This is a genomic window from Mesorhizobium sp. B2-4-1 (assembly GCF_006442185.1).
Lineage (GTDB): Bacteria > Pseudomonadota > Alphaproteobacteria > Rhizobiales > Rhizobiaceae > Mesorhizobium.
In genome coordinates this window covers 16,115-42,401 of sequence record NZ_VFVN01000020.1, presented here as the reverse complement: position 1 = coordinate 42,401, position 26,287 = coordinate 16,115, and the positions used below count along the sequence as shown (strand labels likewise).

Annotated in this window: 25 protein-coding genes and 4 pseudogenes; 21 read left to right on the top strand and 8 right to left on the bottom strand. The window is 61.1% G+C overall.

Going from position 1 to position 26,287, the window contains the following annotated elements; all coding sequences use genetic code 11:
• A pseudogene (locus tag FJ949_RS29555) lies at positions 1–180 on the top strand (Ku protein); the annotation flags it as partial.
• Positions 181–205: 25 nt separating this feature from the next.
• On the opposite strand, the gene FJ949_RS29550 reads toward FJ949_RS29555, so the two are convergent.
• Positions 206–715 carry an alpha/beta hydrolase gene (locus FJ949_RS29550; protein ID WP_140781922.1) on the bottom strand — a complete coding sequence of 170 codons (510 nt, stop codon included), beginning with the start codon at positions 713–715 and terminating at the stop codon, positions 206–208.
• 1,029 nt (positions 716–1,744) lie between these two features.
• Here FJ949_RS29550 and FJ949_RS29540 point away from each other — a divergent pair.
• From FJ949_RS29540 to FJ949_RS29500, 9 genes are all read left to right on the top strand, one after another.
• Entirely contained in the window at positions 1,745–2,320 is a 576-nt protein-coding gene (locus tag FJ949_RS29540) for a hypothetical protein (RefSeq protein ID WP_140501413.1), read from the top strand.
• Between the two features lie 41 nt (positions 2,321–2,361).
• Entirely contained in the window at positions 2,362–2,757 is a 396-nt protein-coding gene (locus FJ949_RS29535) for a phage holin family protein (protein ID WP_140501411.1), read from the top strand.
• The gene (locus FJ949_RS29530; RefSeq protein WP_140501409.1) at positions 2,754–3,671 is read left to right on the top strand and encodes a hypothetical protein; all 918 of its coding nucleotides are present in this window, start codon (positions 2,754–2,756) and stop codon (positions 3,669–3,671) included. The genes FJ949_RS29535 and FJ949_RS29530 overlap by 4 nt, the downstream gene beginning before the upstream one ends.
• Before the next feature lie 53 nt (positions 3,672–3,724).
• A complete protein-coding gene (locus tag FJ949_RS29525; RefSeq protein WP_224647523.1) occupies positions 3,725–4,069 on the top strand; it encodes a SemiSWEET family transporter in 345 nt (114 codons plus the stop codon).
• Between the two features lie 83 nt (positions 4,070–4,152).
• The gene (locus tag FJ949_RS29520) at positions 4,153–5,070 is read left to right on the top strand and encodes an NAD(P)/FAD-dependent oxidoreductase (RefSeq protein WP_224647525.1); all 918 of its coding nucleotides are present in this window, start codon (positions 4,153–4,155) and stop codon (positions 5,068–5,070) included.
• A gap of 280 nt (positions 5,071–5,350) precedes the next feature.
• Complete coding sequence (locus FJ949_RS29515) at positions 5,351–5,869, top strand: ferritin-like domain-containing protein (protein WP_140501426.1); 519 nt, start codon at positions 5,351–5,353, stop codon at positions 5,867–5,869.
• A gap of 177 nt (positions 5,870–6,046) precedes the next feature.
• Positions 6,047–6,247 (top strand): hypothetical protein, encoded by a 201-nt coding sequence (locus tag FJ949_RS29510; protein ID WP_140501407.1) that lies wholly within the window; start codon positions 6,047–6,049, stop codon positions 6,245–6,247.
• Positions 6,244–7,530 (top strand): SDR family oxidoreductase, encoded by a 1,287-nt coding sequence (locus FJ949_RS29505; RefSeq protein ID WP_140501405.1) that lies wholly within the window; start codon positions 6,244–6,246, stop codon positions 7,528–7,530. Before FJ949_RS29510 ends, FJ949_RS29505 begins: the two co-directional genes overlap by 4 nt.
• Complete coding sequence (locus FJ949_RS29500; RefSeq protein WP_140501403.1) at positions 7,530–8,009, top strand: DUF2269 family protein; 480 nt, start codon at positions 7,530–7,532, stop codon at positions 8,007–8,009. The genes FJ949_RS29505 and FJ949_RS29500 overlap by 1 nt, the downstream gene beginning before the upstream one ends.
• Positions 8,010–8,178: 169 nt before the next feature.
• Here the strand turns inward: FJ949_RS29500 and FJ949_RS29495 are convergent.
• A pseudogene (locus tag FJ949_RS29495) lies at positions 8,179–9,061 on the bottom strand (manganese catalase family protein).
• Positions 9,062–9,245: 184 nt separating this feature from the next.
• Complete coding sequence (locus FJ949_RS29490; protein ID WP_140501401.1) at positions 9,246–10,100, bottom strand: SIR2 family protein; 855 nt, start codon at positions 10,098–10,100, stop codon at positions 9,246–9,248.
• A gap of 394 nt (positions 10,101–10,494) precedes the next feature.
• On the opposite strand from FJ949_RS29490, the gene FJ949_RS29485 reads away from it, so the two are divergent.
• Entirely contained in the window at positions 10,495–11,673 is a 1,179-nt protein-coding gene (locus FJ949_RS29485; RefSeq protein WP_224647526.1) for a beta-glucosidase, read from the top strand.
• Between the two features lie 73 nt (positions 11,674–11,746).
• Here the strand turns inward: FJ949_RS29485 and glf are convergent, their stop codons facing one another.
• Positions 11,747–12,889 carry a UDP-galactopyranose mutase gene (gene glf, locus FJ949_RS29480; RefSeq protein WP_140501399.1) on the bottom strand — a complete coding sequence of 381 codons (1,143 nt, stop codon included), beginning with the start codon at positions 12,887–12,889 and terminating at the stop codon, positions 11,747–11,749.
• A 2-nt stretch (positions 12,890–12,891) separates the two neighbouring features.
• Complete coding sequence (locus FJ949_RS29475; protein ID WP_140501397.1) at positions 12,892–14,064, bottom strand: glycosyltransferase; 1,173 nt, start codon at positions 14,062–14,064, stop codon at positions 12,892–12,894.
• 387 nt (positions 14,065–14,451) lie between these two features.
• Between FJ949_RS29475 and FJ949_RS29470 the strand changes: the two genes are divergently transcribed.
• Positions 14,452–15,375: a hypothetical protein gene (locus FJ949_RS29470; RefSeq protein ID WP_140501395.1), complete on the top strand. Its 924-nt coding sequence runs from the start codon at positions 14,452–14,454 to the stop codon at positions 15,373–15,375.
• 242 nt (positions 15,376–15,617) lie between these two features.
• Here FJ949_RS29470 and nadE read toward each other — a convergent pair whose 3' ends face one another.
• On the bottom strand, positions 15,618–16,457 hold the full coding sequence (gene nadE, locus FJ949_RS29465; RefSeq protein WP_140501393.1) for an ammonia-dependent NAD(+) synthetase: 840 nt from the start codon (positions 16,455–16,457) through the stop codon (positions 15,618–15,620).
• A 157-nt stretch (positions 16,458–16,614) separates the two neighbouring features.
• Here nadE and FJ949_RS29460 point away from each other — a divergent pair.
• The 6 genes and pseudogenes from FJ949_RS29460 to FJ949_RS29435 form a co-directional block, all read left to right on the top strand.
• Positions 16,615–17,147, top strand: a pseudogene (locus FJ949_RS29460) (DUF2243 domain-containing protein).
• An 82-nt stretch (positions 17,148–17,229) separates the two neighbouring features.
• Positions 17,230–17,391, top strand: coding sequence for a hypothetical protein (locus FJ949_RS30480; RefSeq protein ID WP_181167365.1), 162 nt, complete (start codon positions 17,230–17,232; stop codon positions 17,389–17,391).
• A gap of 880 nt (positions 17,392–18,271) precedes the next feature.
• Positions 18,272–18,454: a hypothetical protein gene (locus FJ949_RS29450; RefSeq protein ID WP_140501391.1), complete on the top strand. Its 183-nt coding sequence runs from the start codon at positions 18,272–18,274 to the stop codon at positions 18,452–18,454.
• Positions 18,455–18,763: 309 nt separating this feature from the next.
• The gene (locus tag FJ949_RS29445) at positions 18,764–19,663 is read left to right on the top strand and encodes a DUF3991 and toprim domain-containing protein (protein ID WP_140501389.1); all 900 of its coding nucleotides are present in this window, start codon (positions 18,764–18,766) and stop codon (positions 19,661–19,663) included.
• A gap of 797 nt (positions 19,664–20,460) precedes the next feature.
• Positions 20,461–21,036: a DUF1419 domain-containing protein gene (locus FJ949_RS29440; protein ID WP_140501387.1), complete on the top strand. Its 576-nt coding sequence runs from the start codon at positions 20,461–20,463 to the stop codon at positions 21,034–21,036.
• Positions 20,937–21,253: pseudogene (locus FJ949_RS29435) on the top strand (DUF3085 domain-containing protein); the annotation flags it as partial. The gene FJ949_RS29440 and the pseudogene FJ949_RS29435, both read left to right, overlap by 100 nt.
• A gap of 74 nt (positions 21,254–21,327) precedes the next feature.
• Here FJ949_RS29435 and FJ949_RS29430 read toward each other — a convergent pair.
• Together FJ949_RS29430 and FJ949_RS29425 are read right to left on the bottom strand one after the other, a co-directional pair.
• Positions 21,328–21,825 (bottom strand): RES family NAD+ phosphorylase, encoded by a 498-nt coding sequence (locus FJ949_RS29430; protein ID WP_140501385.1) that lies wholly within the window; start codon positions 21,823–21,825, stop codon positions 21,328–21,330.
• An 8-nt stretch (positions 21,826–21,833) separates the two neighbouring features.
• Positions 21,834–22,184, bottom strand: coding sequence for an antitoxin Xre/MbcA/ParS toxin-binding domain-containing protein (locus FJ949_RS29425; RefSeq protein ID WP_140501383.1), 351 nt, complete (start codon positions 22,182–22,184; stop codon positions 21,834–21,836).
• 343 nt (positions 22,185–22,527) lie between these two features.
• Here FJ949_RS29425 and FJ949_RS29420 point away from each other — a divergent pair, with 343 nt between their 5' ends.
• The 3 genes from FJ949_RS29420 to FJ949_RS29410 all read left to right on the top strand — a co-directional run bounded on the left by FJ949_RS29420 (position 22,528) and on the right by FJ949_RS29410 (position 25,714).
• The gene (locus tag FJ949_RS29420) at positions 22,528–24,267 is read left to right on the top strand and encodes a ParB N-terminal domain-containing protein (protein WP_140501381.1); all 1,740 of its coding nucleotides are present in this window, start codon (positions 22,528–22,530) and stop codon (positions 24,265–24,267) included.
• Positions 24,268–24,356: 89 nt separating this feature from the next.
• Positions 24,357–24,833, top strand: coding sequence for a hypothetical protein (locus FJ949_RS29415; protein WP_140501379.1), 477 nt, complete (start codon positions 24,357–24,359; stop codon positions 24,831–24,833).
• Positions 24,830–25,714, top strand: coding sequence for a hypothetical protein (locus FJ949_RS29410; RefSeq protein ID WP_140501377.1), 885 nt, complete (start codon positions 24,830–24,832; stop codon positions 25,712–25,714). Before FJ949_RS29415 ends, FJ949_RS29410 begins: the two co-directional genes overlap by 4 nt.
• Positions 25,715–26,287 lie beyond the last annotated feature (573 nt).

The following is a 26,287-nucleotide window of genomic DNA, read 5'->3' as shown; positions in this document are numbered from 1 at the left end:
ACCTACGAGGATGCGCTCATCGCGTTGATCGACGCAAAACGCAAGGGCAAGCAGCCGCCCAAACCGGTGCCCCCGCCGAAGGAGAACGTTATCGATCTGGCGTCGGTTCTCCGCAAGAGTCTCGCCAAGGAAGGCATCAAGGACCGCCCCAAAGCCAAAGCCGGACGCAAATCGGCATAGTCGCGGCATCTGAACGCCGCGCTGTTCAGATTGGGCGCTCGGGCTCGAGGCTTCCGCTCGAGTCAGGAGCAGAGTGTGAAGCTTTTTCAGGTGACGGCGATCCGGCAGCCGCGATGCTGTCCACCATCTCCAGCACAAGATGCGGCGCCGAATGATGAACCATGTGACCGGCACCGGCAACGATGCGTATCATCGAGCCGGTAGGACCGCGTGCAAAACGTTGGGAATGATAGTTGGTCTCGAGCAGGCTGTCCGCGTCCCCGGCCATGATACCTATCGGCGCGTTTGTCCTCCCTGCGGTCTTGGGAGCTAACGCGGCAACGGGGATCAGCAGACCAGATTCCGCGGCAGTCATTCGCAAGTGCGACGGTGCGCTGACCAGATCTCGCAAAGCATTTGAAAACTCTGGCGGGACAGGTTGCGGCCCAAACAGGCGGCGCATCAAAACGGGCCAGATCAGCCTGACGACAGGCGGCAGGATGGTGTGGCAAATGATGGTTCCCACGATTGGCAGTGCCGGCAGGGCGGCAAGCATGGCATCGAACCTTGCGGAGGGGAAATGATAGCCGGAGAGGAAAACCGCGCCACCAATCTCGTCCGGATACCGGGCCGCCCACTGAAGGGCGACCGATGCCCCCCAAGAACGATAGGATTGTCTGCCCCGATCCTCTGCGTGGCGCTCTGGAGCAGATCTGCCTGGGCCGCGGCGGTCCATAGGCGACCGCGCAGCCGAGTACTTCCGCCAAACCCGGGGCGGTCGAATACAATAACGCGATAACGCTTGGCTGCTTTGTCGACTAGACCGCTGGTTTGGAAGTCCTCAGCGGCGGAACCGTTCCCGTGCAGCAGAACCAGGTCCCTGCCGCTTCCAGCCTCGACATATCGAAGGCGGACACCGTCGACCTCTATGGTCCTTCCTTTCGCGCGGACGGAAAGCGCTTGCTTGGTCGCTGCTCGATTGTTCAACGCTAGCAAGGCCACCGCCGCAACCAGGCCGCCGACCCAGACGCGTGATGATCGTTTCAGTGAGAATTGAAACTGGAAAGACAAGCTGCCGTGCTCCTTGCGTAGGTTGCGGCGACTGGCGAATCGCCGCTGGGACGTCGCACCCAAAAGGCTCACCGTTTTCGCCATCCGAACTGAGACGCCACAAGGTTGTTCCGGCGCCTGATCGCCTGACCTTCGAACGAGGCTACGGGCTTAGCTCGGCCTAGGGCTCCTCGAGATTGAGCCCGCGGAAGGTCGAATGACAGCCGGGGGAGGCGTTAGTCTTGCCAGCCGTTTCCACAGACTGGATAGCCAAAAGAGCACCGGTGACGAGTAACCCTTGGGCTCCAAACATGGCGACGTGCTCGCGTTCAACTCGCACGATCAACCCACGCAGGGGGTCTGTAAATCTAAGGGAGCTAAAAAAGTTTTGGCTGATGGAACATCGCGCGGTTCAGCGTGTTTGCTTTCGACGAAAATGGAGAAATCAGGCCGTGAACAGCGTCATTTATCTCATAGGTCTCGTTGTCGTCGTGCTGGCAATTCTCTCCTTCCTCGGTTTTCACTAGGAGCCATTATGCAACGCGAAGGCGATCCAGGACGTCCAGCATCCGATTTCGATACGGCAAAGAGCGAGCTCTCCGACTGGCTCCAGGAAGAAACCCAAAATGCCACCCGGTTGATTCACGACGCCAGTGACGAAGTCGTCAGCAAAGCTGGCGAGTACGCGTCGGAAGCGCAGGAGGCTTTGTCAGGGAAGGCGCAGGAAACGCAGCGCGACATGAGCGCGAGCTTAGCCGCTTTTGGGGGCGCGTTGCGGGCAGCAAGTGAGCATCTGGCCAACAGCGATCAAGCCACCGTTTCGAAGTTCGTGCTTACTGCCGCTGGCGGGCTGGAGCGCCTCTCGTCCTCTTTGCGGGACAAACCAGTCGAACAAGTCTTAGGCGAGGTCAGGTCCTTCGGGCGCGAAAACTCTGGAGTGCTTATCGCCGGGTCGGTTCTCGCCGGTTTGGCTCTGGGACGCTTCATCAAAAGCTCGCCACCCGCTGATTCGAGCGAAGGGGACGGTCGGCTGAAAAGCAGTGGCGCCCCAAAGACTGTAACGCGCCCGAAGACCACAGGCAGCTCTCCACGGGACGACCTCACGTCATAACGAATGCAGCCACTTTCTTGGCCGAGCACGGAGCATGACCGATGAACAACGATCAGGACGGCCGCAGTCTCGCGAGCCTTGTGAGCGACCTTACACAGCAAGTGACGACCCTGCTACAGACCGAAACAAGGCTTCTGCGGGCCGAAATATCCGAAAACGTCAGCAAAGCCGGGCACGGCGCGGTCGAAGTCGTAGGCGGTGCCGTGTGCTTGCTGGCATCGCTGGTGGTACTGCTCCAAGCGCTCGTGATCGCTTTGGCTAAGGCGGGTCTGGGGGCCGGGTGGGCCTCGCTGCTCGTCGGTGTCGTCGTGGCGATCCTGGGGGTGATTCTCCTTCGCACGGGAATGGCCGGCATTGCGCCTTCCGGATTGGCTCCTGACCGCACACAAGAACAACTCAACAGTGATGCGCGTGTGATCAAAGGACAAATGAGATGAGCGAGAAATCGGCAGCCGAACTCGAACGCGAAGCCGAGATTGCCCGCGCAGCGGTCGTCGATACCGCCGAATCCATCCGCAGCAAAATGACACCCGGTCAGTTGATCGACGAATTCACCGGGTTGTTTGCTGGCGGCGCAGGGACCGCCGCCCTCAGCAGATTCCAGACCCAAGTCAGCGACAACCCTTTGGCCCTGATGCTGGTTGGGACCGGCCTGGCTTGGCTGATGCTTGGCAGCGGTGCGTCGGCGGGTGGCTCTCCTGCAACCCAGGCTGTCAACAATCAGGCCGACACGGATGGGGGGACGTTCGGGGTCAGCGATGTGACGGGGGCTGCGGAAGGGCCGAGTTCCGGACAAGAGATCCCCAATGGTGGACCATCGGCGGTCGCAGAGATGCTCTCGGATGCCGGCGGTACCGCTGGCTCGATTGCGAGCAATGCAAGCGAAGCGGCCGCAACTGCGGCTGGCGAGACCAAGGATAAGGTTGTAAACACCGTGGGGCAGCTTGGCTCCAGTGCGAGTGATATGGCTGTGCAGGCGAGTCGAACCGCGCAGGAACTATTTGAGCGCGAACCACTGGCACTTGCCGTCCTCGGCCTGGCGGCGGGTACGGCTATAGGCGTGCTTCTGCCTCGCACAACCATGGAAGACGAGCAACTCGGCGGCTACCGCGACAAACTACTTGGCAGCGCCAACAGTGCTTTAGAGGACAGCGTGGAGCAAGCGAAAGAGATCGCTGCCGAAGCTTACGAGACAGTCAAGAGCGAGGCGGACCGGCAGGGCTCGAGCGGCACCGCCGACACGTTAGCCGGTAAGGTCGGTGAGGTCGTCAAGGCCACCGCAAAAACTACCGAAAAGGCGGTTCGAGATCGACTTCCCGAATCGGATCAGTCCTCCACGGCCAAGCCCTAAGCCATCTGCAGGGTGCCAGGGCAGCGGTCAAATTGAACTTAGAGACACCCGTCGTGAACAAAACCGCGCGCCGACGGTTTGATTGCATGGAAACTGAGACACTGGTCGGCTATCTCGCGGCACTATGTTCAATGGTGAGCTTTACGCCGCAAGCCTGGAAGATCATAAAGACGCGCGACACGGGCAGTATCTCCGCGCCTATGTATGCGATTACGGCAGCAGGCTTCGCCCTCTGGCTCATCTTCGGGTCCATGAAAGGCGAGTGGCCGCTCATCATCACAAACGCCGCCTGTCTCGTCGTCTCGGCATTCATTCTTCTGATGACGGTCCTTCCTCGCGCGAAGAAGGACGCGGTCGCGGACGTGCTGGATCCCGCTGCCTCGAGGACTGAGCGATGATCTTCGTTTGGGTGCGTTCTGAGGTTTACGAGGCGCTCAGCGGTGGCAGCCAGGAATGACGCGCTCATGTCGGGAGTTCTCTTGTGGTTTCAGACGATGAAATCCGTCCTGGCGAAACATACGACTGCCTGGTCGTCGGCGGCGGACCAGCCGGCCTGACCGCCGCGACCTACCTGGGGCGTTTTCGGCGCCGGATCGTCCTTGTGGACGCCGGCCAAAGCCGCGCAAAGTGGATACCGGTAACCCACAACTGTCCCGGGTTTCCTGACGGTATTGCCGGTGTTGAGCTGCTTGATCGTCTGCGGCAGCAGGCACTGCTGAGCGGAGTCGATCTCGTGGACGATACGATCCACGACATTAAGCGGGGTGGGACCGATTTCATCGCCACGGCATCGGTTCCCATTCGGGCTCGCGCGGTGCTCATGGCCACCGGTATTGTCGATACGCTTCCAGACACGCCCGACGCCGCCGATATGATCAAGGCCGGCACGTTGCGGCTGTGTCCGATCTGTGACGCCTACGAGGTCATCGACGGACGGGTTGCGGTGATGGGCCCGGCAGATCACGCAATGAAGAAGGCGTTGTTTATGCGAAGCTACACAAGTGACGTCACCATGTTGGTCGAGACGACAACTCGATTCGACCCCGCCGCCGACGCCTTGCTCAAAAAGGCTGGAATCAAGGTGCACGCGTGCCTCCCGGGCTCGATCCGCTCTGCCGGCCATCAGGCGACCGTCAGGCTCGTTGCCGGAAACACGCTGTCTTTCGATACCATCTATCCCGCATTGGGCTGCACGATGCGATCGAAGCTGGCCACCAACCTCGGCGCGGAATGTGACGAAATCGGCAATCTTGTCGTGGATTCGCGCCAGCGAACCGCAATTGCGGGCCTCTACGCCGCAGGCGATGTGGTTGACGAAATCAACCAGGTCGCGGTCGCCTTCGGACACGCGGCGATCGCCGCAACCGATATGCACAGCTATCTTGCGCAAAACGAGTGAACAGGTCCGCCCTCGTTCAGTCGTACAGGATGGCGCGTGGCCCTCGCGGGGATATTCGTCGCTTCCCCGGCATCCTGGTGCCCCATTGGCGCCGTAAGAGCCTCAATGCGGCATTGACGAGACAACACCAATTGTGTGCGCATTCAGGCACTGCCGTCGATGCCGCTTATTCGCAACCGACGGGGTGCCGGCGTCTGCTGGGGAAAAACGGCGGAACAAACAAGGAGCCGCCTCGTTTGAACGGGGTGCCGCCCGGCGCGCTTTCAAGCAGGAGATGAGGATGGCAACCAAGAAAGCTTCGCAGACAAAGGGACTTGAGGATCTCTTCCACGACGGCTTGAAGGATATCTACTACGCTGAGCGCAAAATCCTTTCCGCCTTGAAGAAGATGGCGAAGGGAGCTGAATCCGAAAAGGTGATTGCTGCCTTTGAGAAGCATCGAGGTGAGACGGAAGGCCAGATCGAGCGCCTGCAGCAGGTGTTCGAGATCTTCGGCAAGCGGGCACAGGGAAAGACCTGCCCGGCAATCGACGGCATCATAGAAGAAGGGCAGGAGATCCTGGAGGACTTTCAACAGGCTCCAGCCCTGGATGCCGGGCTCGTGGCCGCCGCGCAAGCCGTCGAGCATTATGAGATCGCCCGATATGGAACGCTGATCACCTGGGCCGGTTTGCTTGGGCTGAAAAACGCCGTTCCGCTGCTCGAACAGTCGCTCAAGGAGGAGAAGGCGACCGATGAAGCACTGACGCAACTCGGGGAGGCCGGTGTGAACGAGAGAGCGATGCAAAAGGCGGCCTAGATATCCGCACTGGATCACGCCGAGGAGGTCCGTCATGGATGTCCGGCAATTCATGGCGCTTGACCAAGCAGCGGCCGCGCCTATGTCGCGGAACCGGCGTCGAGCAAAAGACAGCTCCTGTCCGAACGTCGCACCAAAGCTGTTGAGATCGATGAGATCGACCCAGGCGACGGCCGGGTGATCAACCATGATGGCGAGCAACTCGCTATCAGCGAGGCGGCAGACGGTTCGAGTGCCGGCTGCATCGACGGTTGGAACCCGGTCGACCGGACATGGTACTGGTCCTGCCACAGATGGGCCTTCGACGAACAAGGCGTGCTGCCGGCAAACAGGCCGCCGGAGGCTCGAGCGACGCCGCAGGCCGGGCTCACGGGATGAAGATCCTCGTCACCGGCGCTACAGGTTTGATAGGCGCCTCACTATGCGCGCGCCTGGAGGCGGAGGGACACGAAGTACGGCGCGTGCTCCGCCGCTCCCGACCTGCCGGCTCTTCGAAAAGTTCGGACGTCATTTTGGACATGACGGAGGCGGTCCGACCGGAGGACTGGAGTTCCCCTCTTTCAGGCGTCGATGCCGTCGTCAACTGCGCCGGCGTTCTGCAGGACAACGCGCGGGAAAAGGTTCAGGAGGTCCATGCCATCGCCGCTTCCGCTCTCTTCAGGGCCTGCGAACGGGCCGGCATCAAGACGGTCATCCACTTCTCGGCGATCGGTGTCGACCGCGATCAGCCGTCCGCCTTCTCCGCCAGCAAGCTGGCCGGCGACAAGGCACTGATGGCGCTCGACGTCGGCTGGGTGATCCTGCGTCCCTCGGTGGTGCTGGGGCGCGGCGTCTTTGGTGCAAGCGCATTGTTGCGTGGGCTAGCCGCGCTGCCATTGTTGCCGGCCATGCCCAATACCGGCCGCCTGCAGGTCGTTCAGCTCGATGACATTGTCTCCACCGTTCTTTTCTTTCTCCTGCCCACGAGTCCTTCTCGCTTGACGCTGGAGCTTGCGGGGCCGGAGGCGCTCACCATGACAGAGCTCGTCAGTCGTTACCGCCAGTGGTTCGGATGGAAGAAGACAGCCATATTCACCTTGCCCGGCTGGGCGGCGAGAGGCCTCTATCATTTGGGCGATCTGGCTGGATGGCTCGGCTGGCGACCGCCGATCCGCAGCAACGCGCAAAAGGAAATCGCGCGAGGCGCTGTTGGTGATCCGCAACCTTGGATCGTGACGACAGGCATTCACCCGGCAAGCTTCGCATCAGCATTGGCGGCAGATCCGGCAACGGTCCAGGAGCGATGGTTTGCCGGGCTCTATTTCATCAAGCCGGCGATCTTCGTTGTGCTGCCATTCTTCTGGATCATGACCGGCATCATCTCGCTCACGACAGGCTGGCGTAATGGCGTCGAACTGCTGATCGGCACTGCGGTGGCGCCCCACGCCGAGGCCGCGGTCGTGGCCGGTGCAATCGCCGACGCGGCTGTCGGCGCTCTGATCGCATTCCGGCCGACAAGCCGCCCGGGTCTTTGGGGTGCGATCGCGATCTCGCTGTCCTACGCCATCGCCGGCACCATCCTGCGCCCGGATCTCTGGAACGAGCCACTCGGCCCGCTGATGAAAATCCTGCCGATCCTCGCCTTGCACTTCGTTGCGCTGGCGATCTTGGACGAGCGCTGATGCTTTATTTCGTGGTCAAATATCTGCACGTCATCGGCGCAGCCGTGCTGCTTGGGACAGGGGCGGGGATTGCCTTCTTCATGCTTCTCGCTCACCGGACCGGCAATGCCGCAACAATCGCGGCAGTTGCCCACATCGTGGTTGTCGCTGATTTCCTCTTTACCGCGACTGCCGTCGTCGCGCAGCCGATCACCGGCGTGGCCCTCGCCTGGCAGGCTGGCTATTCATTGAGGGAAGGATGGATCGTGCTGTCGATTGTGCTCTATGTCGTGACCGGCCTGTTCTGGCTGCCGGTCGTTTGGATGCAGATGGAGATGCGCAATCTGGCGACGCGCGCCGCCACATCTGGCGACCCGCCGCCGGAGCGGTACAACAAGCTGTTTCGGTTGTGGTTTGTCTTCGGTTTTCCTGCCTTCGCCGCCGTGCTCGCCATCTTCTGGCTCATGATCACGCGTCCGCTCATCGTTTTGTTCGATTGACGGTGACAAGAGCTTCGCTGGCCACTGATGGGCAGCAGGTCCTTTGGCCAGGTGGTGAGTTCGGGAACCAACACGGCTTCTCACCCTGAACAGAAGGCGCGACGCCATAGGTGCTTTCCCCCGATTGGAGGGAGAAAGCGTTGCCATCAGCCTAAGCTGGAGGATGACACTAGCCGCGAGCGCCGTTACCGTCTGACCCCCTGGCGCGACTGGAGCCCCGGGTAGAACCGATCTGTTCGCTCTGTGCTCCGCTGTCCACGCGGGGGGAGCCAAGCATGGGTTCCTCACCCATCGGCTCGCCCGCGACCGTCGTGAACTCTCCGTTGCCGTCAATGGATTTGCCGCTCGACCAACGGCCCTCGGGCGGCGGCACGCCGTCGACGAAACAGTTGACGAAAGCATAGCTGACGTCGCGAAGTTCCTGTTCCTGGGGGAAGGAATTGGGAACCGGCAGTGAAGCCGCGAGCCCGCCCATGTCCTCGATGGCTGCTAACCATTGCTGCTGGTGCATCGTGTCGCGGGCGATCAGGAACGACAGCATCTCCTTCATGCCGGGATCGTCGGTCATATTGTAGAGGCGTGTGGCAAGCACTCTGCCACTGCTTTCCGCCGTGACATTAGCGATCATGTCGGCGGCGAGATTGCCGCTGGCGTAGACGTGTGAAGCATTGAAGGGCACGCCGTTTGAATTTTCCGGCAATGCCGCGAGTCCGGTGGAAAGGATGTGGCGGAAGTTCATGCCGTTCAACACGGAGCCGCCGATCGTATCGGCTGAAATGTCTTCTTGCAAAGACAGCGGCGCCCCTTCCAGATTCAACGCCACGGCCGTCGCGAGCATCTCGATGTGGGCGAGTTCCTCAGTGGCGGTGTTCAGCAGCAGGTCCCGGTACTTGCTTGGGCCGCGCGCCCCCCAGGCCCTGGAAGAAGTACTGCAGCGCAACTCGTATCTCGCCTTCGACGCCCCCGATCGCCTGCTGCAAGGCGCGAGCGAAGATCGGGCTGGGCGTTTCCACGCGCACAGGGAATTGCAATTTCTTGTCGGTGTAAAACATCTCATATTATCTCCATTGATCTCGCCCAACCGACCGCAGAACCAGATGTTCCTTCTGTTCGACAGTATTTATCCTGACCATGTCGAGTTGCACGCGCGTGCGCGAAACGTGTGCAATCCGCTTCGGCAGGGCGCGGTTGTTTGGCCGCAAGACCACCATGAAGCGACCCGCGGGGTGATCGCCTTCACCCCGCCCTCAAGGCCGCCCTGGTGCCCGGTTCGTCCCCCCTCATGGCGTCAAGCAGCTTGGATAGGAACGCCGCTAGCGCTTGTTCAGGCTGAGCCGCCTCTTCACTCAACATTTCGATGCCCCATCGACCCAGCACCGCCTCCTGGACGACGCTCGGGCTTGGCATGAATACGAACGATCTGGGGCGGTCGGTCTCATAGCCGGACAGCCTCCAGGTCTGCCACAGGCGGTGCAAAAGCAGGCGGATGTTCATATCCGACATGCTGTAGCCGATGAAAAGGATCGTCCGCCCCAATGCATCCGCGCGGAATTTCACATCCAGGGGTGAATCGAAGGACAGCCGGTCGAAATAGTCGGTCTCGGCCAGAATGAGGGAGGAGTCGTCGTCGAAGTCGCCGTGGTATTTGACGATCTGGGTGATACCGTTGCTGGCTTTGGCGATGTCTTTTGCGTTTGCGACCTTCACGTAGTCGCGGCTATGGACCTCGAAGGCGACCTCAAGGTTGCGATCGTAGTTGGTCGTGTAGATGATCGGGAAGTCCAGTGCCACGATCAGGCGGTGGATCTCCGAACGTCTCACTTTCTCACGCGAGACACTCCAGTTCCGATCCATCCAGCTTCGCAGCGGTCCGATGGTGCCCCGCTTCAACCGGTAGAACTCCGCCAGGGTCTGGTAGCTGACGTCCGACGGCGCGATGATGCCGTGATCGATGCCCAGGTCCTCGACCAGATGATCAATGAGCTTACGCCAGGAGGGCAGGCCGACACTCATTGACACGCCAGCCCCAACGAACAGGATCGCGCGCCGCTCCCTGACGGAACGCGCGAGCTCCTCGATGGGGGAAAGCATGGACAAACCTCCGACCGATAATCATCCCAACTACCGGGACGGTCGCCGGTTCCATTCTCGTGCAGGCGGTGACCCGCCGTGGGGTTTGCGACGCGCCGGGGAACAATCATCCGCATGGGGTTCGTAACGGGCGCAGCCGGAACAAAGCATTGTGCTCGCGGTTTAGCTCCGGCGCCGATCGCCAGCGGAGAAATGCATCAATGACAATCAAGGAGCCGGCACACTCGGGTAGGCTAGCCTGGCCGCACACAGCCAAGCGCGGCATGGACGAGCAGGACAGAAGCCAAGCAGAGGCTCGCGCCAGTCGGCATCCTGAAGCCGATCCTGTCGACGAATCGCGTAGCACCGTGAACTGTAACGAGCTACGGGCAAATCGCCAGACCCGCGAGAGAGCATGATGGCCAGGCCGGCCCCCACCGAACGATCCGGCCCGGTCCAGGATGTGGTAGACGGTGGTCAACACCGAGCGGTCGGCCGAACCTTCGAAAGCTTTTTCATGGCCGGCTTTGAATGTTCCTCTCACAGGCGGAACGACGGTGTCCGGCTCGATCTTGTTCGCGCTACCTCGCACAACATCCATGCCTTGGCGGACTACCGGAGCTGTGCCGAGCTCGGGCTTCGAACGATCCGAGACGGGTTGCGCTGGCACCTGATCGAAACGGCGCCGGGCATCTATGACTGGTCGAGTTGGGCGGCCATGATCGAAGCGGCTCGTGCCGTTGGCGTGCAGGTGATCTGGGATGTTTTTCATTACGGGTCGCCCGATCACATCGATCAGGGATCGCAGGAATTCATCGACGCCTACGCCGCTTTTGCCGCGGAGGCCGTGCGGTTCCATCGCTCCTTCACGGGCACCTCTCCGCTGCTTTGTCCAATCAACGAAATCTCGTTCTTTGCCTGGGCCGTCGAAGTCGGCTACTTCCCGCGTGTCGGCCCAAAGAAGCGCGGATGGTTCAAACGGCATCTCGTTAAGGCAGCGGTCGCGGGCATCCGTGCAATGCGACAGGCCGACCCCGACTGTCGATTCGTCTGGGCTGAGCCGCTGATCCATATCGCGCCTCGCGACGGCAGCCGAGCGGAACGGCAACGCGCGCAGAACGCCCGGCGAGGTCAGTTCGAGGCGTATGAGATGCTGATGGGACAGGTCGAGCCTGAACTGGGCGGCAGCCAAGATCTTGTCGACGTGATTGGCCTGAACTTTTATCCTCACAACCAATGGTATCTAAACGGTCCGACCATTCCCATGGGCCACCATGAATATCAGGCGCTGTCCGAGATGTTGCTCGAGGTCGCTCACAGGTTCCGCAAGCCGATGTTCATTGCTGAAACCGGGTCCGAAGGATCCGCCGGGCCAGCATGGCTGCATTATGTCTGCGATGAGGTCCGCGCCGCGATGAAGCTGGGCGTCCCCATCCAAGGCATTTGCATTTATCCCGTGACAGCCTATCCGGGTTGGGACAATTCCCGCCACGCCGAAGTCGGCTTGTTTTCTACCGTGCACGCGGATGGTTCGCGCAGCATCCGGCAGCCAGTTGCGGACGAGCTGGCGCGCCAGCGCCTTCTGTTCGCGTAAGCCCGGCCATCACGCGTGCAGCATGGGCCTGTCGGGTAGAACGGCATCGCGTTCGGCTTCGTCCGGCAAATGGTTACGGCGCGAGCACAGCAAATGTCGGCGCCTCCAACGAAGCCGAGGCCGGCAGGGTCTTCTGTATCCTCGCGAATGTGGCCAAGGCCTGACCCACCACTTGATCCATGTTGTAATAACGGTAGGTCGCTAGCCGTCCAACGAACCAGACGTTTGGGCAGGCGTCCGCCATTGCCTCGTAGCGTTTGTACAGCTCCTCGTTTTCGGCTCTCGGAACAGGATAATAGGGATCGCCTATATCGGTCGGGTATTCGTAGGTGAGGCTGGTTTTCGGATGCCGTTGGCCTGTCAGATGCTTATACTCCGTGACGCGGGTGTAGTTTTCCGTCTGCGGATAGTTCACCACCGCCACTGGCTGGAATTGTTCGCAATCCACTGTCACATGGTCGAACCGCAAGGAACGGTAAGGCAGACGGCCGAGCCTCCAATCAAAATATTCATCAATCGGCCCAGTATAGATGAGCTGCCGAAAGCCGATCTTGTCGCGTATCTCGCCATAGTCGGTCTGCAGCATCACCTTGATTTCAGGCCTGTCCAGCATCCGCTCGAACATCCGCGTATAGCCGCCGGCGGGCATGTTCTGGAACGTATCGCCAAAATAGCGGTCGTCGCGGGTGGTGCGGGTCGGCACCCGTGCCGTTACGGATTTACTCAGTTGGGACGGATCCACGCCCCATTGTTTGCGAGTATAGCCGCGAAAGAATTTTTCGTAGAGTTCCCTGCCCACGGTGCTGACCACCACGTCTTCGGCGGTTCGGACCTCCTCCACCGTTTCTCGTCGCGAAGCGAAAAATTCTTCCAGTTGTTCGGAGGTGAGATCAAGTCCGTAGAGACGATTGATCGTGTCGAGATTGATCGGGATGGGCAGCAGTTTGCCGTCTACCGAAGAGAGGACGCGATGTTCGTAGGGCCGCCACGCCGTGAACTGCGACAGGTAGTCGACGATGGATTGCGCGTTGGTGTGGAAGATGTGGGGACCATAGCGATGGATCAGGAGTCCCGCTTCGTCGTAGCAGTCATAGGCGTTGCCGCCGACATGATTTCTGCGGTCTATGAGCAGGACACTTTCGCGGCGTTGCGATGCAATGCGCTCGGCAAGCACGCTGCCGGCAAAGCCGGCTCCGACGATCAGCCAGTCGAACATCGTCAGGCTCTCCTGCGCAGCGGAACGACAGTTTTCATCGCCTGGACACCGTGGATGTGTGAGGTCATGGCATCCCAAGTGCGTTCCCACGACTTGTCGGCGAGATAGGCATCAACTGCCCTCACCTGCAGGTCTCTGGGGCGGGCAAGCATGCAGCGAAGCTTGGTCGCAATGTCGTCGGCGTCGACGATCTCGACGAGACCAGCCGCACCGTAGGTGCGAACGACATCAACGATCGCGGTGGAGATCACGGGCAGTCCGGCCGCAAGAAACTCGGGTGTCTTGGTTGGGCTGATGTATCGCGTTGCCTCGTTGAGCGCGAACGGCATCCAACCGACTGCCCAATGACGAAGATAGCTCGGCAGGTCGGCATAGTTCTTGGGCCCGAGCCAATGCAAATTGTCTGCCCGTGGCAGGGTCGCCGGATCGATCTTGACCACCGGCCCAAGCATGACGAACTGGATGTCGGGCATCGCGGCAGCCGTCTGGCCAACAAGGGCGATGTCGAGCCGTTCGTCGATCACGCCGAAATAGCCAACCCTTGGATGGGGAATGGCTGCCTGGTCGGATGGTTCCTCGCCCCCCTCTCTCGCCATGTTGAAATGAGCAGCGTCGATGCTGCTTGGAAACGCAAAGATCGAACGATGCTGACTGCGCTTTGCCTCATAGAGGCTTTGCCCGCCCGTGAAGACCAGATCGGCACGGCGGAACAGCGCCCTTTCCAGCTGTGCCAGTTCCGCGGGCGCGTCGCGGAAGGCGGACAACTCATCCATGCAATCGTAGACACACACATTGCAGCGCAGATGACTGCTGAAGCGCAGCGCCATTGGCGTGTAATACCACGCAATCAGCCGGTCATGAGGAACGGGTGCGACGAGTTCATTGACGAAGCTTCGCTGGATGGCGTCCACCTTTGTCGCGGATGTTCCAAGCGGGACGACCGGCGTGACAACCCTGATTGCCGGAGCTACGTCGTTCACGCGCATGAAGGGACCGCGGACATCTTCGAAGGCTGGTTCTTCGAAGTAAATTACCTGTTGCTGCCGGGCGGCGAGGGTCAGGAGGTGCTGTGGCCTTTGAAATACAAAATTCCATCGGAGATGTGAAAAGCAGATAACTACTGCATTGTACGCAATAGACGTGCTTTTTTTTGTTTTTGCCGGCGCGATTTCCATATATTTTCCCTTTTAATACGAGTCAAGTCTCGAAGAATTAACCTAGGTTAATTTTCGACACTCCTGCCTGATGCTTTCAGTTCCATCTAACTTTCGATTTAGTAAGTTGTTCCCGCGGTATTAATTGATTTGCGTGGCCGATCATCGGCCTCAACGATCAGAGGTAGGGCCGCTCGACTGCTTCGCGGGCGGTCCGAATGGGGCACGAGATCCGCTGGAATTGGGACCACGGCGCCCTAACGTGGCGCTTTGTCACTCCTCGAGCTGTTGAAGGCCTGTGGGAAAATCGACACGTGTTAGCCGACGCTGCTAGAATAAGAGCGCCTCGAATCAGTTTGTTTGGACCTGGGTGTCGGAAGCTGAGAGAGGCTGTCGAGGTTTATGGACATGCAGATCAATTTTGAAACGCACGTCTTTCCGTTGTTTCACCCGCAGCAGGTGGACGACCTGAAAGATCCTTGTCCCGTATTCGACGGAACGCTCTGGCACATGTTCGGATCGAGCGGCACCGTCACGAGCGAGGAATGGAAGATACTGCACGCCACAGCGCCGGATCCGCGTGGCCCCTGGACCGAGCATGAACCGATCGCCTTGCCGATCACCGGCTCGGGTGTGGCGGCGCCCGGTGTCATCCACGAAGGCGGGGTTTTCCACATGTTCATCCAGACCGAATTCATGAAGTCGGGTGGGCGGTGCGAGCATGCGGTGTCTAATGATGGTTTCCACTGGGTTGTTTTGACGTCGGCGATATTATCCCTGCCGGACACCGATGAAGATGGCATCTACGATCCCCATCCGGCGGTCATCGGCGGCAAGCGCTACATCGTCTACTCGGGAATGCCGAAATTCAGCAGGGTCCCGCAACCCGACGTCTATCTCGCACGCAGCCAGTCCGACTCCTGGTTCGGACCATGGAAGCGCGCTGGCAAGATCCTGGACCACCTGGACGTTCCGCATCACAACGCACGCGAGCATCCCGACTATGAATGGGGCATCGAAGGCGCTCAACTGGTCGAGTTGCCGGATGGACGCGTGCTGCTCAATGCAACCTGCTTCCTGCCCGAGGGGCCGCGCGGCAGCCGCCAGCGTGTATTCTTCGCAATTGCCGATCGCGTCGAAGGACCTTACGTGTCCGTCGGCCCAGTGCTGGATCCGGGCGAGCCGGGAGAGAACGGGCACTCGACTGTGATGATAGAGGGCCGGCAACTGACGCTGTTCTATCAGAGCCGGCGCGAGGCAACGAATCACAGGTGGCGCTATGGGCTGGCCACGTGCGACCTGGATCAGCAGATTTTTTCAAACGTCGCTTAACCCAGCGCGCCCGGAAAGGCGCCATCACCGCGACGGACAACCGTCCCTACGCAGTGCTCGTTTCGATCGAGAGTCGCCCTCAGGGCCGACCGCCGATGCATTGCGCGCGATAGGACGGCTCAACTTATTCGCTGAATCCAAGTGAGCCCGAGGGCGGGATTCGGCACCTGACGCTGTCGGATCGGACGTGGAAGATCTGGCGGCGGTCGCAGCAATAGTGAGCATCCATCCCGAGAGTCCGGCTACTGTCGTGATGGACCGGACGAGGCGACGGGCGCCACTGGAAGCGCGCGCTTGTGTGCGGTGCCGGCGTGCGCTTGAAATATGCGCGTGCGCGCGGCTTCGTCGATCTCTCGACCTTCAAGGAAGTCATCGATTTGATCGTAAGTTACGCCATAGGCATCTTCGTCCGGGCGAAGCGGAATTAGGTTCTCCAGGTCGGCAGTCGGAACCTTGGCAACTAATTGAGGCGGAGCGCCCAGATGCGCCGCCAAGGCGCGAACCCTACGCTTGTTCAACCCGGAAAGGGGAAGGATGTCGGCAGCACCGTCGCCGAACTTGGTGAAGAAACCCATCAGTGCTTCGGCCGCATGATCGGTACCGATGACCAGCCCTCGTGTGGCGCCGGCAAGCGCAAACTGGGCAATCATCCGCTCACGAGCCTTGATGTTGCCAAGCAAAAAGTCCTCTCGGCCGGCATCGCCGAGTTCGGTGCCCGCAAGCTTGATCGAATCCAGCATCGCGTCGGCGGCGGGCTTGATGTCGACCCGGCGCACTTCGTCTGCTTGTATTGTATCCAGTGCCCGCTGCGCGTCGCTCTCGTCGGCCTGTAAGCCGTATGGAAGCCGAACGGCCAGGAATCTGGCCTCATATCCTGCCGTTCGCAGTTCCTCCACGGCCCGTTGCGCAAGAAGAGCGGCGGCAAGCGAATCCACGCCACCGCTTACGCCCAGAACGTAGGTGTTGAGATTCGAGGCACGCAGATAGGTGCCGAGAAAGTCGATGCGTCGGCGCGCTTCAAGCGCGACGTCAAAACTGGACGAGACTCCCAATGCTTCGATAATCAGTTGTTGGTCGGTCATGCGCAGTTGCTCCTGACATCATAGCGTTCTGTCCAGTCGCCATACCACAAGGTCGGTGGCGGTCACCGTCTCGGTCTGCCAGCTGAAGCGGTTCTCAAAAAGCGATGATGACGCGCCGGTAGCGCAAAAACGGTGATGTACATTGGCGGGCTCGACGTTGGGTCCCCTTAGGAGAAAAAGGAACAGCGACGAAGAGCCTCACAGGTTCCCGACCTCGGCCGGGATCCTGCTCGGGCTTGGCTCAGGCTGGTTCTTCGAGGGAATCGTTCTGCATCAGTTGCTCCAGTGGCATCATATGGCGACCAGCCGGCTATCCCGCCGGCAGTCTTGAGAACCTTCGGTTCAACACGCCGCTCGATGGCTGGTTCCACGCCGACACATACGTGTTCGTCGCACTAGGTCTCATTGTGCTATGGCGTGCGACGCGCCAACCTCATCTCGGGTGGTCAGGAAAGTTGCTACTTGCAACGATGCTCATGGGCTTTGGCATATTCAACCTGGTCGAGGGAGTGGGCGATCACCAGCTTCTCGGCACACACTATGTCAACGAAACCGTCCCGCGGTTCCAGCGGGTCTACTGGGAGATCGGGTTGTTTGATTTGGGGTGCGCTGATGCTGCTCGGCGGGTGGGCCTTGTCAAACGGCAAGCGGAAATCCCGGCTGTGGCAGCTAAGAAGCGTTGGACTCTAGCGCTTATTTCAGTTTGCCTTGGAACCGGATTGTAGCAGCGATGTTGTTATAGACCTCTCGAGAACGCGGGGAAACATCGCACATGCTGACTGCCATTCGATCCTTCTTTGGCCGCAACACCCGGAGGAGGAACGCGGAAGAGCAGACCGATCGAGAACTGCCCATCAGGAAGGAACTCGACACCCTTGAGGCTATCCGCTTGACCGACATGGCCGGATTGGGCTCCTGGTCGCTCCACCGCTAGCCATACCTCTGATATGCCGCTACCATCAGATCGCCCCGAGCTTGCGTGCCGAGCATGTTGAGCCGGCAGCATCAGACCGCGGCACCGGCGGCTTCCAGCGGTTAGCGCCTGCCGTCCGAAGCATGCTCACGGAGGCCGCATCCAGCGATTGAGAGTGTTCGACGGAGTGGCTGGCGTCCATTGCGAAGCCCGAGGCCTTGATGACATAGATCACGCCGGCTTCAGCACCCCCTTGCCAGTTCGACTGCGGCTGACGGGTGATTGCATCCGAAGTCAAGTGTACCGATGCGACGCCGGAAGCGCGCCATCTTGCACGGCTCGAAGCGATAGCCGTTCGGCCACCGGGAAGATGCGACGGGAGTTTAGAGGTTTGGAGTACACGGGCTCCTACTCCAAGAGCGCGGTGCCCGGGCTCAAGCGGCCAGCCCCGACGACTTAGAGGGCTTGGTTGCACTATCCCACGGAGTGCTGGTTGTTACCCATGAAGCCTTGGATCCCAAGGCTATCGGAACCGTTGGGGTTTTCCTTCAGGTCCAGCCGAATTGTTCATCCGCCTGCTGTTCGGTGATGCCGGTGGAAGGCATGGCGCAGTGACGTTGAACTGAAGGCGAACGGGCTCGGTATGAACGGCTCTCGGGCGAGCACGTGAAGGAGTGTGAGACGGGGGACAGGGCGGCCGCCATTGAGGAGGTGCAATCCCGCTCTCATGTCCGGCTTTCCTGGTTCAGGTCCTGGCCTTCCACAATCAACCCGCAAGGGGTTCGCTACGCAAGCGTGCGACCTCTGCGGCTGCGCCTTCAAGGTGACCGCGGCCATGCCCTGAACACGTCGGCCGCCTGTCGAGCGGGGATGGACCCCGCCCAAAGACGGGAGCCAAACGATGTCGCACAATTTCACCCTTGCTCAGCACCATGCCTTCAATCTCGCGCAGACCTTGATGGTCCCGGTCACGCTCTTCCAAGTCGATGGCGAGTTCGGCGTCATGGTGTCGAGCGAATATGACGGTGACGAGGGCACGGCGGTCCACGAATACGATCCCTACGAGTACCGCCCGGCTCACTAAGCGGGGCTCGTTGCCTGCCACTTGCGCCCTACAGGGCGCAAGTGAGGCTTCGCCGCGAACACACCCCGGCAATGACGACGAGGTCGACGGCCTCTACCTGTACGACCCCACGGGTAGTCAGCCGGTTCACTGAACCGGCTTTCGTCAGGCGTGTCGCTTACGAGCGGCAGGCCGCAAGGGAAGCTGCGCCGCAGCCGGAGCCGCGCCCTTGCGCCCTTTGCTCTTCGCGCCGGTCGCTAAGGTGTTCCGCAAAGTGTGCGGAGAAGGTAACTGGATGAAAGGTCGGCCGAAGGCGGCCGGGAGAACAGAATGGAAAAGGCGGATATCGAAGAACTGCGTAGCCGGGTGGGATGTGATGCCGTGCTGGAGACGGGCGGTTTTGCGATCGACTTGAAGGAAAGCACGCGCAAGGCGATGAAGTACCGCCGCGCCGATGACATCATTATCGTCATTCACAATGGCAAAGGCTGGTTTGACCCGCTCTCCGACGCCAAGGGCGATGTCTATTCGCTGGTTCAGCATCTGGACGGCTGCGATTTTCTGGAAGCATTTGTGCAGGTGGGATCCCTGGTCGGCTTCGAGCCCCGCGAGCCGGAATGGAAACGACAATCGCCTGAAACGGAACATGATCGATCCATACCGGATCGTTGGGCGGCTCGGCGCAAGCCTCGGCGCGGATCGGCGACCTGGCGATATCTGCGCTACGAGCGGCACATTCCTGAAGAGGTCATCCGCGCAGCCATCGCCCAGAACCTTCTGCGGGAAGGGCCGTGCGGGAGCATGTGGGCCGCTCATCAGGGCGCCAACGGCGCGGTTACCGGCTGGGAGGAGCGTGGTCCCGAGTGGCGCGGCTTTGCCACCGGCGGCAGCAAGGTCTTGTTCCGTTTCGGGTTCAAACCTGCCGCTCGCATCTGCGTGACCGAAGCGGCCATCGACGCCATGAGCCTTGCGGCGATCGAGAAGGTCCGGCACGATACGCTTTATGTCAGCACCGGCGGCGGCTGGTCGCTGGCCACCGATGGCGCCATTCGCCTGTTAGGGGAACGGCCCGACGCGCGCCTCGTCGCGGCCACCGATGCGAACACGCAGGGTGAGGCGTTCGTGTCGCGCCTGCGTGAGCTGGCCGGCGAACTCTCCTGCGACTTCGAACGTCTGAAGCCGCTCGCGGAGGACTGGAATGCGATGCTGACGGACGCCGCAATCCCCTGATCGGGCAGAGAACGACCGCCTGCGCTTATGGTGCGCGATCGTGGATCGCGAGCCCGACCTTTGTCGTCATCTCAATCTGCAACGGCGCGCCAAGCCGCGACTCGGCCTCCAGCTTTAGCGCTTCGACACCGACCCCTGAGCCTCTGGAGTGTAGATTTCAAGGACAATCCCGCCTGTACCTTCGTCTGCATAAGTTACCTGCAGGCCAGCGTATTGGAGCTCTTCCCTCGTACGCAGCAGGTCTGAGAGGAACTCGATGGTCAGCGACTCTCCGCACACCATGATTCTGTCGACAGGCTCGTCGCCTGTCAGCCGCAGGACCAATCTGCGTTCGTCTCCTCCGTCTGCCAGGATAGCCCGCCCAGCCGAGAGGCGTTGGTCTCTCGTAACTGGCGCACGAGTGCGTCCGCCGTACTGCACTCGCAACAGTTTTGCTGTCTCCGGTGTGTCGGCATCGAGAACTGTTGTTGAGCAATCCAAGACTGGATCCACCGGTGCGGCGCTTCGGCTTCCGTGGCCGTGGGTGCGCCCGTAGCGACAAGGACGAAGGCTAAGACGAGCGTGCGGTTCATCGCCGGAGCCCGGCCATGCGGCCGAAGAGGGGAAGAAAATAAATGGACCCGGCTGCCGCATGCCCGCCTGCCGCGTCAAGTGTGAAGCTTCGCCCGGCTTTGCCGGCACTTGACCCGCCCGGACGGAGAGGCGGCCGCTGGGGAGGGGTCAGGAAGGGCTGAAGATGATGGTGATCCCCGAGGATGCGCCGCGCTCCAGTCCGACGAGGCTGAAGGAGCCCGCCAATGAGCCAATTTTCTCCGATCCGTAAAGTCTACCAGGGTATCGCCGACCGCCGGCAGATGTTCCGCATGTTCGATCGCCATGCCCAGCGCTCCAATCGGTTCGAGGATGCCAACGGCAGCCTTTATAGCGGCGAGTGGTTCGAGCTTGCCCAGCCCGAGCATGCCTACATGTTCAACATCCTGCCGCCGCTCTTCATCAAGGGCGAGATGTTCGCCATGCGCGAATTCCTGACAGGCAGCATCACCAGCGTCTTTTTCACGTTAAAAATCGACGACCGCATGCGGTTCTTCCACGCCTATTGCGACCTTGCCGACAAGGGTTCGCCCGCAAACATGCGAGCGGCGATCGTGGAGCGGGAGAGCCGGCCCGTCCGTGCAATGACACGCGAAGAGCGGATCGAGCATATCTATAGCAGCCAAGCTGCCAGTCCATCTCCGCTACCTTCCTTGTGCCGTTGCAGCGTGAGGGGGCGGCGATGTTCACGTTTCCCATTGTTGCGGTTCGCAAGGTCATCGATCGCGGCACGGCGGATGCCGCCATCAACGGCGGATTCCGCAATCCCTACTACGGCATGAAGCCGGGCGAGGGCGAGATTCCAGGGCTCTGGCTCGTCGGAGACCAGGGGGTCTACATCATGTCGAATGGAAACTCCCCGATGGCGAGCGCCCGCTCGTCACCTACTCCGAGGAGTGCCATCCGGTCGGAAATCCGGACTGGTTTCACTACAAGCATCGCCATTTCGGCGGCGATGACAGCATCGAATTCATCAGTGCCGAGCAGTTGCTCCCGATGTGCTGGCCGGTCACGCCTCGCGGCGTGGCCGGCCTTTCTTTTTGTTAACCATAACGGGCTGTCCTCGATCGCCGCTATCGCGACAGGCGGTTTTCATCGTCGATCAGGGTGAGACGGCAGGGCGCCACATCGCTCCATGTCCAGAGGACGAGATTAAGGTCGTCGTCCGTCGCTCCGGGGGCGAAGCTTCTGACGAGCAATCCATGATAGCCAGCCGCGACAAGTCTTCGTGCGAAGGCTTGCGTCTTCGCCTCTCCGGTTCCTTTCATCTGATCGCGCCAGGTCGTACCGGCGAGCCCCGCCGCATCCATCCCCTCCGCACGCAGTCGCTCATGGTCGCGGCTGTCAAAAACCGCCTCGATATCCGCATCATAAGACACGAGTGTCGTCGGCTGCAAACTGCCGGCCTGATTGGCTTCGCGCAACGCCGTCATGACCGACAAGGACATATAGAGCGCTGGCGTTCCCTTCCGGTTGAAACGGCCACCGTAAAGCTCCGCGCCATGGCCAGACATCGGCTCGCGTGCATAGATCGGATTCAGCGCCCGATAGAGTTCCCCCTTGAAATGCATCGACCGGATCAGGCGTGAACGCCGGCGTCGACCGCGTCGATATAGTCGAGCACGTCATCGGCGCGCCCATCACGGACCAGTTGCATCGCGGTCAGGCCGGAAAAGCCGGGCAGGGGCTCGGAGCGATACCAGGCATAGGCCATCAGCGCCGAGCCGAAGCGGGGCTCGACCTTGTTGACGATCTCCGTCATCTCGCGCAGCCGTCGCTGCGTCTTGTCCGAGCCAATGCGGTCCTTGCGCTGGATGGCATCCTTTCCGAGACCAGCGGTTCGGGCGATCTCCTCGCTGGTAGTACGCAAGGCGTCCGCGATTTTGCGCGGTGAAAAAAGTCCGCCGTCAGCATATTGGGCAAGTCCCATGACGCTTACCTCCATTCCTGTATGCCAATTATTATGACGCAATATAGCGTCAGGAATAGCGGAGTTCAATCCAAATTTGGGAAGAAGGCTGAAAAGAAAGGGGAGGCGAAAACCTGCTCGCAGATCGGGCGGACCGCTGACGCTTGCGCTGAACCGCGCCGCTCGCGATCCCGGCCACGTCGTCCTTCGCAGGGCTGTTAGCCCCGCTTGTCCTGCCGTGCAGGGATGCTCGGCCGCAGTTGCACCGGCCCGCTCGCTCCGCGGGCCGGGGGTGTCTTCGAGAAGAAGACGAGAAAGGACGCAGCGACGGGCTGTGTCCGGCAACCCCGTAAGGAGCATTTCCATGGAACTGAAATTTGTCGATCCGCGCGCGCTGAAGGGCAACCCCGACAAGGCGCGACGTTCCAAGTCCAGCCCGCAAGCCGACGCATTGCTGCTGGCGACCATTCGCGCCGTCGGTATCGTGCAGCCGCCCGTCGTTGTACCCGAATCCGATGGCGGCAACGGCTTCGTCATCGATGCCGGCCATCGCCGGGTCAAGCAGGCCATTGCCGCCGGGCTTGAAGAAATCGCCGTGCTGGTGGTCGAGCGCGCCGAAGATGGCGGCGCCATGCGCTCGCTCGCCGAAACGCTTGCGCATGAACAGCTCAATCCCGTCGATCAGTGGCGGGCGATCGAGCGTTTGCTCGCGCTCGGATGGACCGAGGAAGCGATCGCCGTCGCCCTGGCTCTGCCGGTTCGCCAGATCCGCAAGCTTCGTCTGCTCGCGAATGTCCTGCCGGCGATGCTCGATCAGATGGCCAAGGGCGATATGCCCAATGAGAGCCAGCTGCGCACCATCGCTTCTGCCTCGCTCGAGGACCAGAAGGAGGTCTGGAAGAAACACAAGCCCTCGAAGGCCGACCCCAAAGTGTCCTGGTGGAGCGTGACACAGGGCCTGCAGAAGACCCGCATGTATGCCCGCGATGCCAGCTTCGGCGACGAGCTGGCGCAGGCCTACGGCATTGCCTGGGTCGAGGATCTGTTCGCCCCGGCCGATCAGGACAGCCGCTACACCACCGACGTCGAGGGGTTCCTGGGCGCGCAGCAGGAGTGGATGACGCAGAACCTGCCCAAGAAGGGGGTCATCACCGAGACCAACAATTGGGGCCAGCCGGAACTGCCGAAGAAGGCGGAGCGCGTCTATGGCAAGCGGGGCAAGTCCGACCATACGGCCCTGTACCTCGATCGCGAGGGCAAGGTGCAGACGGTGCATTTCCGTATGCCGGAGGCGAAGAAGCCGAGGAAGGGCGAGCAGCCGGTCGGGGAGGGCGACGATGCTGCGATCGTCGTGAAGGCCCGTCCAGATGTCACCCGCAAGGGCATCGAGATGATCGGTGATCTGCGCACCGATGCTCTGCATGAAGCGCTGTCGCGGGCTCCGATCGATGACGACACGCTGATGGCGCTGTTGGTTCTGGCGTTCGCAGGGCAGAACGTGACGGTGGCGTCCGGCACGCGCGACATCTCGTATTACGGGGCTGCCGGCCTAGGCGAACATGCCGCCTGCCTGTTCGACCAGGAGGGCAAGCTCGACTTCGACATGGACACGCTTCGCGTCGCCGTGCGCTCGCTCCTGATCGACGTCTTGTCGTGCAGGGAAAACCGTTCGGACAGCGGCGTCGTGTCCCGTGTGGCTGGCGATGTGATCGGCGCGGACGGCTACCTGCCGAATATGGGTACGGAAGACTTTCTCTCGTGCCTGTCGCGACCGGCGCTGGAGGCCTCGTGCGCGGACACATCGGTCCTTCCTCGTAAGAAGGTCAAGGACACCCGCGCGGCCCTGGTCGAGCACTTCAAGGAAGGTCGCTTCGTCCATCCGTCAGCGCTATTCGGTCCCGACCAGACCAAGCTCGCGTCGTGGCTGAAGAAGAACGAGTGCGCCGAGCAGCCTAAAGACGACGGCACGCCGGAGGACCAGGACGAGCTCGATGGCAATGCGGTAGTCGAGCCGGCGCATGACTACGCCGATGAAGCTCCGGCTTCGGCCGACCAGGATCTCGCCGACGAGCAGCGCGAGGCCTACAAGGTCGCCGCCGAATAAGCCTCACATCTTTCCTCCTGAACGATCATCCCGCCGCCGGTCCATTACCGGCGGCGGTTCTGTTTTCCACCCGACATCATGGAGAAACCATGTCCGCTCAGTTGATCTATGACCTCGTGCCCCTGGGCTCGACTCTGATATATTCCGACGGCTCCCCGCGTCCGCCGGAACGCCATCGAAAGAAGCTTCCCGCCTGGGAAAACAGCAACTCTGGTGGCCGCCTGATCCGCAAACAGGCCGAAGCGCGTGTCGGCAACACGACAATCCCAGCCTCCATCACGCTCCACGACGGCGACTATGGCAGCCAGGAGACGATTGTCCTGCGCGTCCACCGGAACTTTTCGGTGAACAGCGAACTCAAGTTCGCGGTCAAGGAACGGCCCGCGATCGGCTCGGTCCTCGTCCTCGATCGGGCTGGAGACGACGCCGAGCTTGTCCATCTTGCCGCCAATCGCGCGGCCGCCGAGGAATGGCTGACCCGCCACGGTTATCCGCATGCCGTGCTCCAGGAAATCAGAGCCGACGTGGAAGCGGCGGACATTATCGAGGGGAGAGCGGCGGCATGAGCGCACTTGATTTCGAAACCAACGTCATTGAAGCCCCCGGTTTTCCGGAGGTTTCTTTTGGAAAAAGTGCCGATGGTCTCGTCGTTGCACTTGTCGGCGAGCACGCCTTTGCCATGGCTCCCGCCCGAGACGGGCGCCATTTCCTTGTCACCGGCTGGCGCATCCGACGGCCCATCGCCGAATGGACGCGGCGCGACTTCTATGGTCATAGCGGCGACCTCGCCGATGAGAATGCGTTCCGGGTAAAGGTTCTGGAAAACGCCGAACACCAACGCGAGAAGATTGCGCTCGGCCGACGCGAAGGGCGATCCACGGCCAATACGCCGTGGGGTCAATCGCAGGGAGCGACCGTCTATGCCGATGGCGTTGTCTTCCACTCAACCACCGGCCATGGCGGGTTTCTTCTTTCGCCCGACCGCAACCGCAGGATACACCACTCGATCCGCGTCGCCGGCGGAGCCTATGAGGAGGATGAGGCCTGGGCGATCGTCGCATTCAGCTTTCCTCATTTGTTTACCGCCTTCGAGCGGCGGGCTGCTGAAAAGACGATGAAGGACAGCTTCCCGGACGCCTGGGAGGCGATTACCGGCAATGTGCTTGGTCCGGGTGAGTCCTGGAAGAAGGATGAACGTACATTCTTCGCGGAGCACCGCGATGACTGGATCGTCATCTCGGCGATCATCTCACAGCAGCAATCCGGCTTCACCGAGGTTATCGCCACTCCCGGCGGCAAACGCGGGCCGGGCAGCGAGGAACGTCGCTTCCTCGTCCCCTCAGGCGAATATCGTGTCGGCCGCTTCGGCTTCGTCATCGATCCGGAGCGCCACGCCGTCTATGGCGGGCCGTCGAGCTTTGTCAGCTGGCAAGGGAAATCAGCGTGATGGTCGCGCGAGGTCGCCGCGCCCGGCCCTTTCGCATGGAAGAAGCTCGCCGGCAAATCCAGCGTCAGCTGGACATGATCGACCGGTAGATCAAGGTGTGGCGGCGCTAATACCGGAATTGCATCTGCGCCAGACCACGTATCGGCGCGGGAAGTCGCCTGACCCCGGCGCTTTCCTCGAACGGTATCGTGTCAATCTGGCGGCCATTACGCCAGAATGTCAGCCGGAATCGACAAACTGGCACGCCAGGAACGCGCCATAGCGGCGTTGCGGGCGCAGCTCGAACCGGAAGAGCTCTGTGCGTGACGCGAATATAGTTCTCTCACCGGCCGGCATTCATCCATGGCGATGATGCTGAGCCACGAGATACGACAGCATCGCCATGCCGTGGATGCCTCTCGGCAGCGCGGCAGGCCATGGAACGCCATGGCGGTGCGGGTCGACCAGGCGCTTACCGATCCCCATGCCGGTGTCGCAGATATCCCTCGCCGCTCTTCCCCGCGGGTTTGCTGCGGTCTGGACCAGCGGCTGGCCCCTTCAAGGCCGCTATCGCGCCGCAGAGCGGCCGGAACC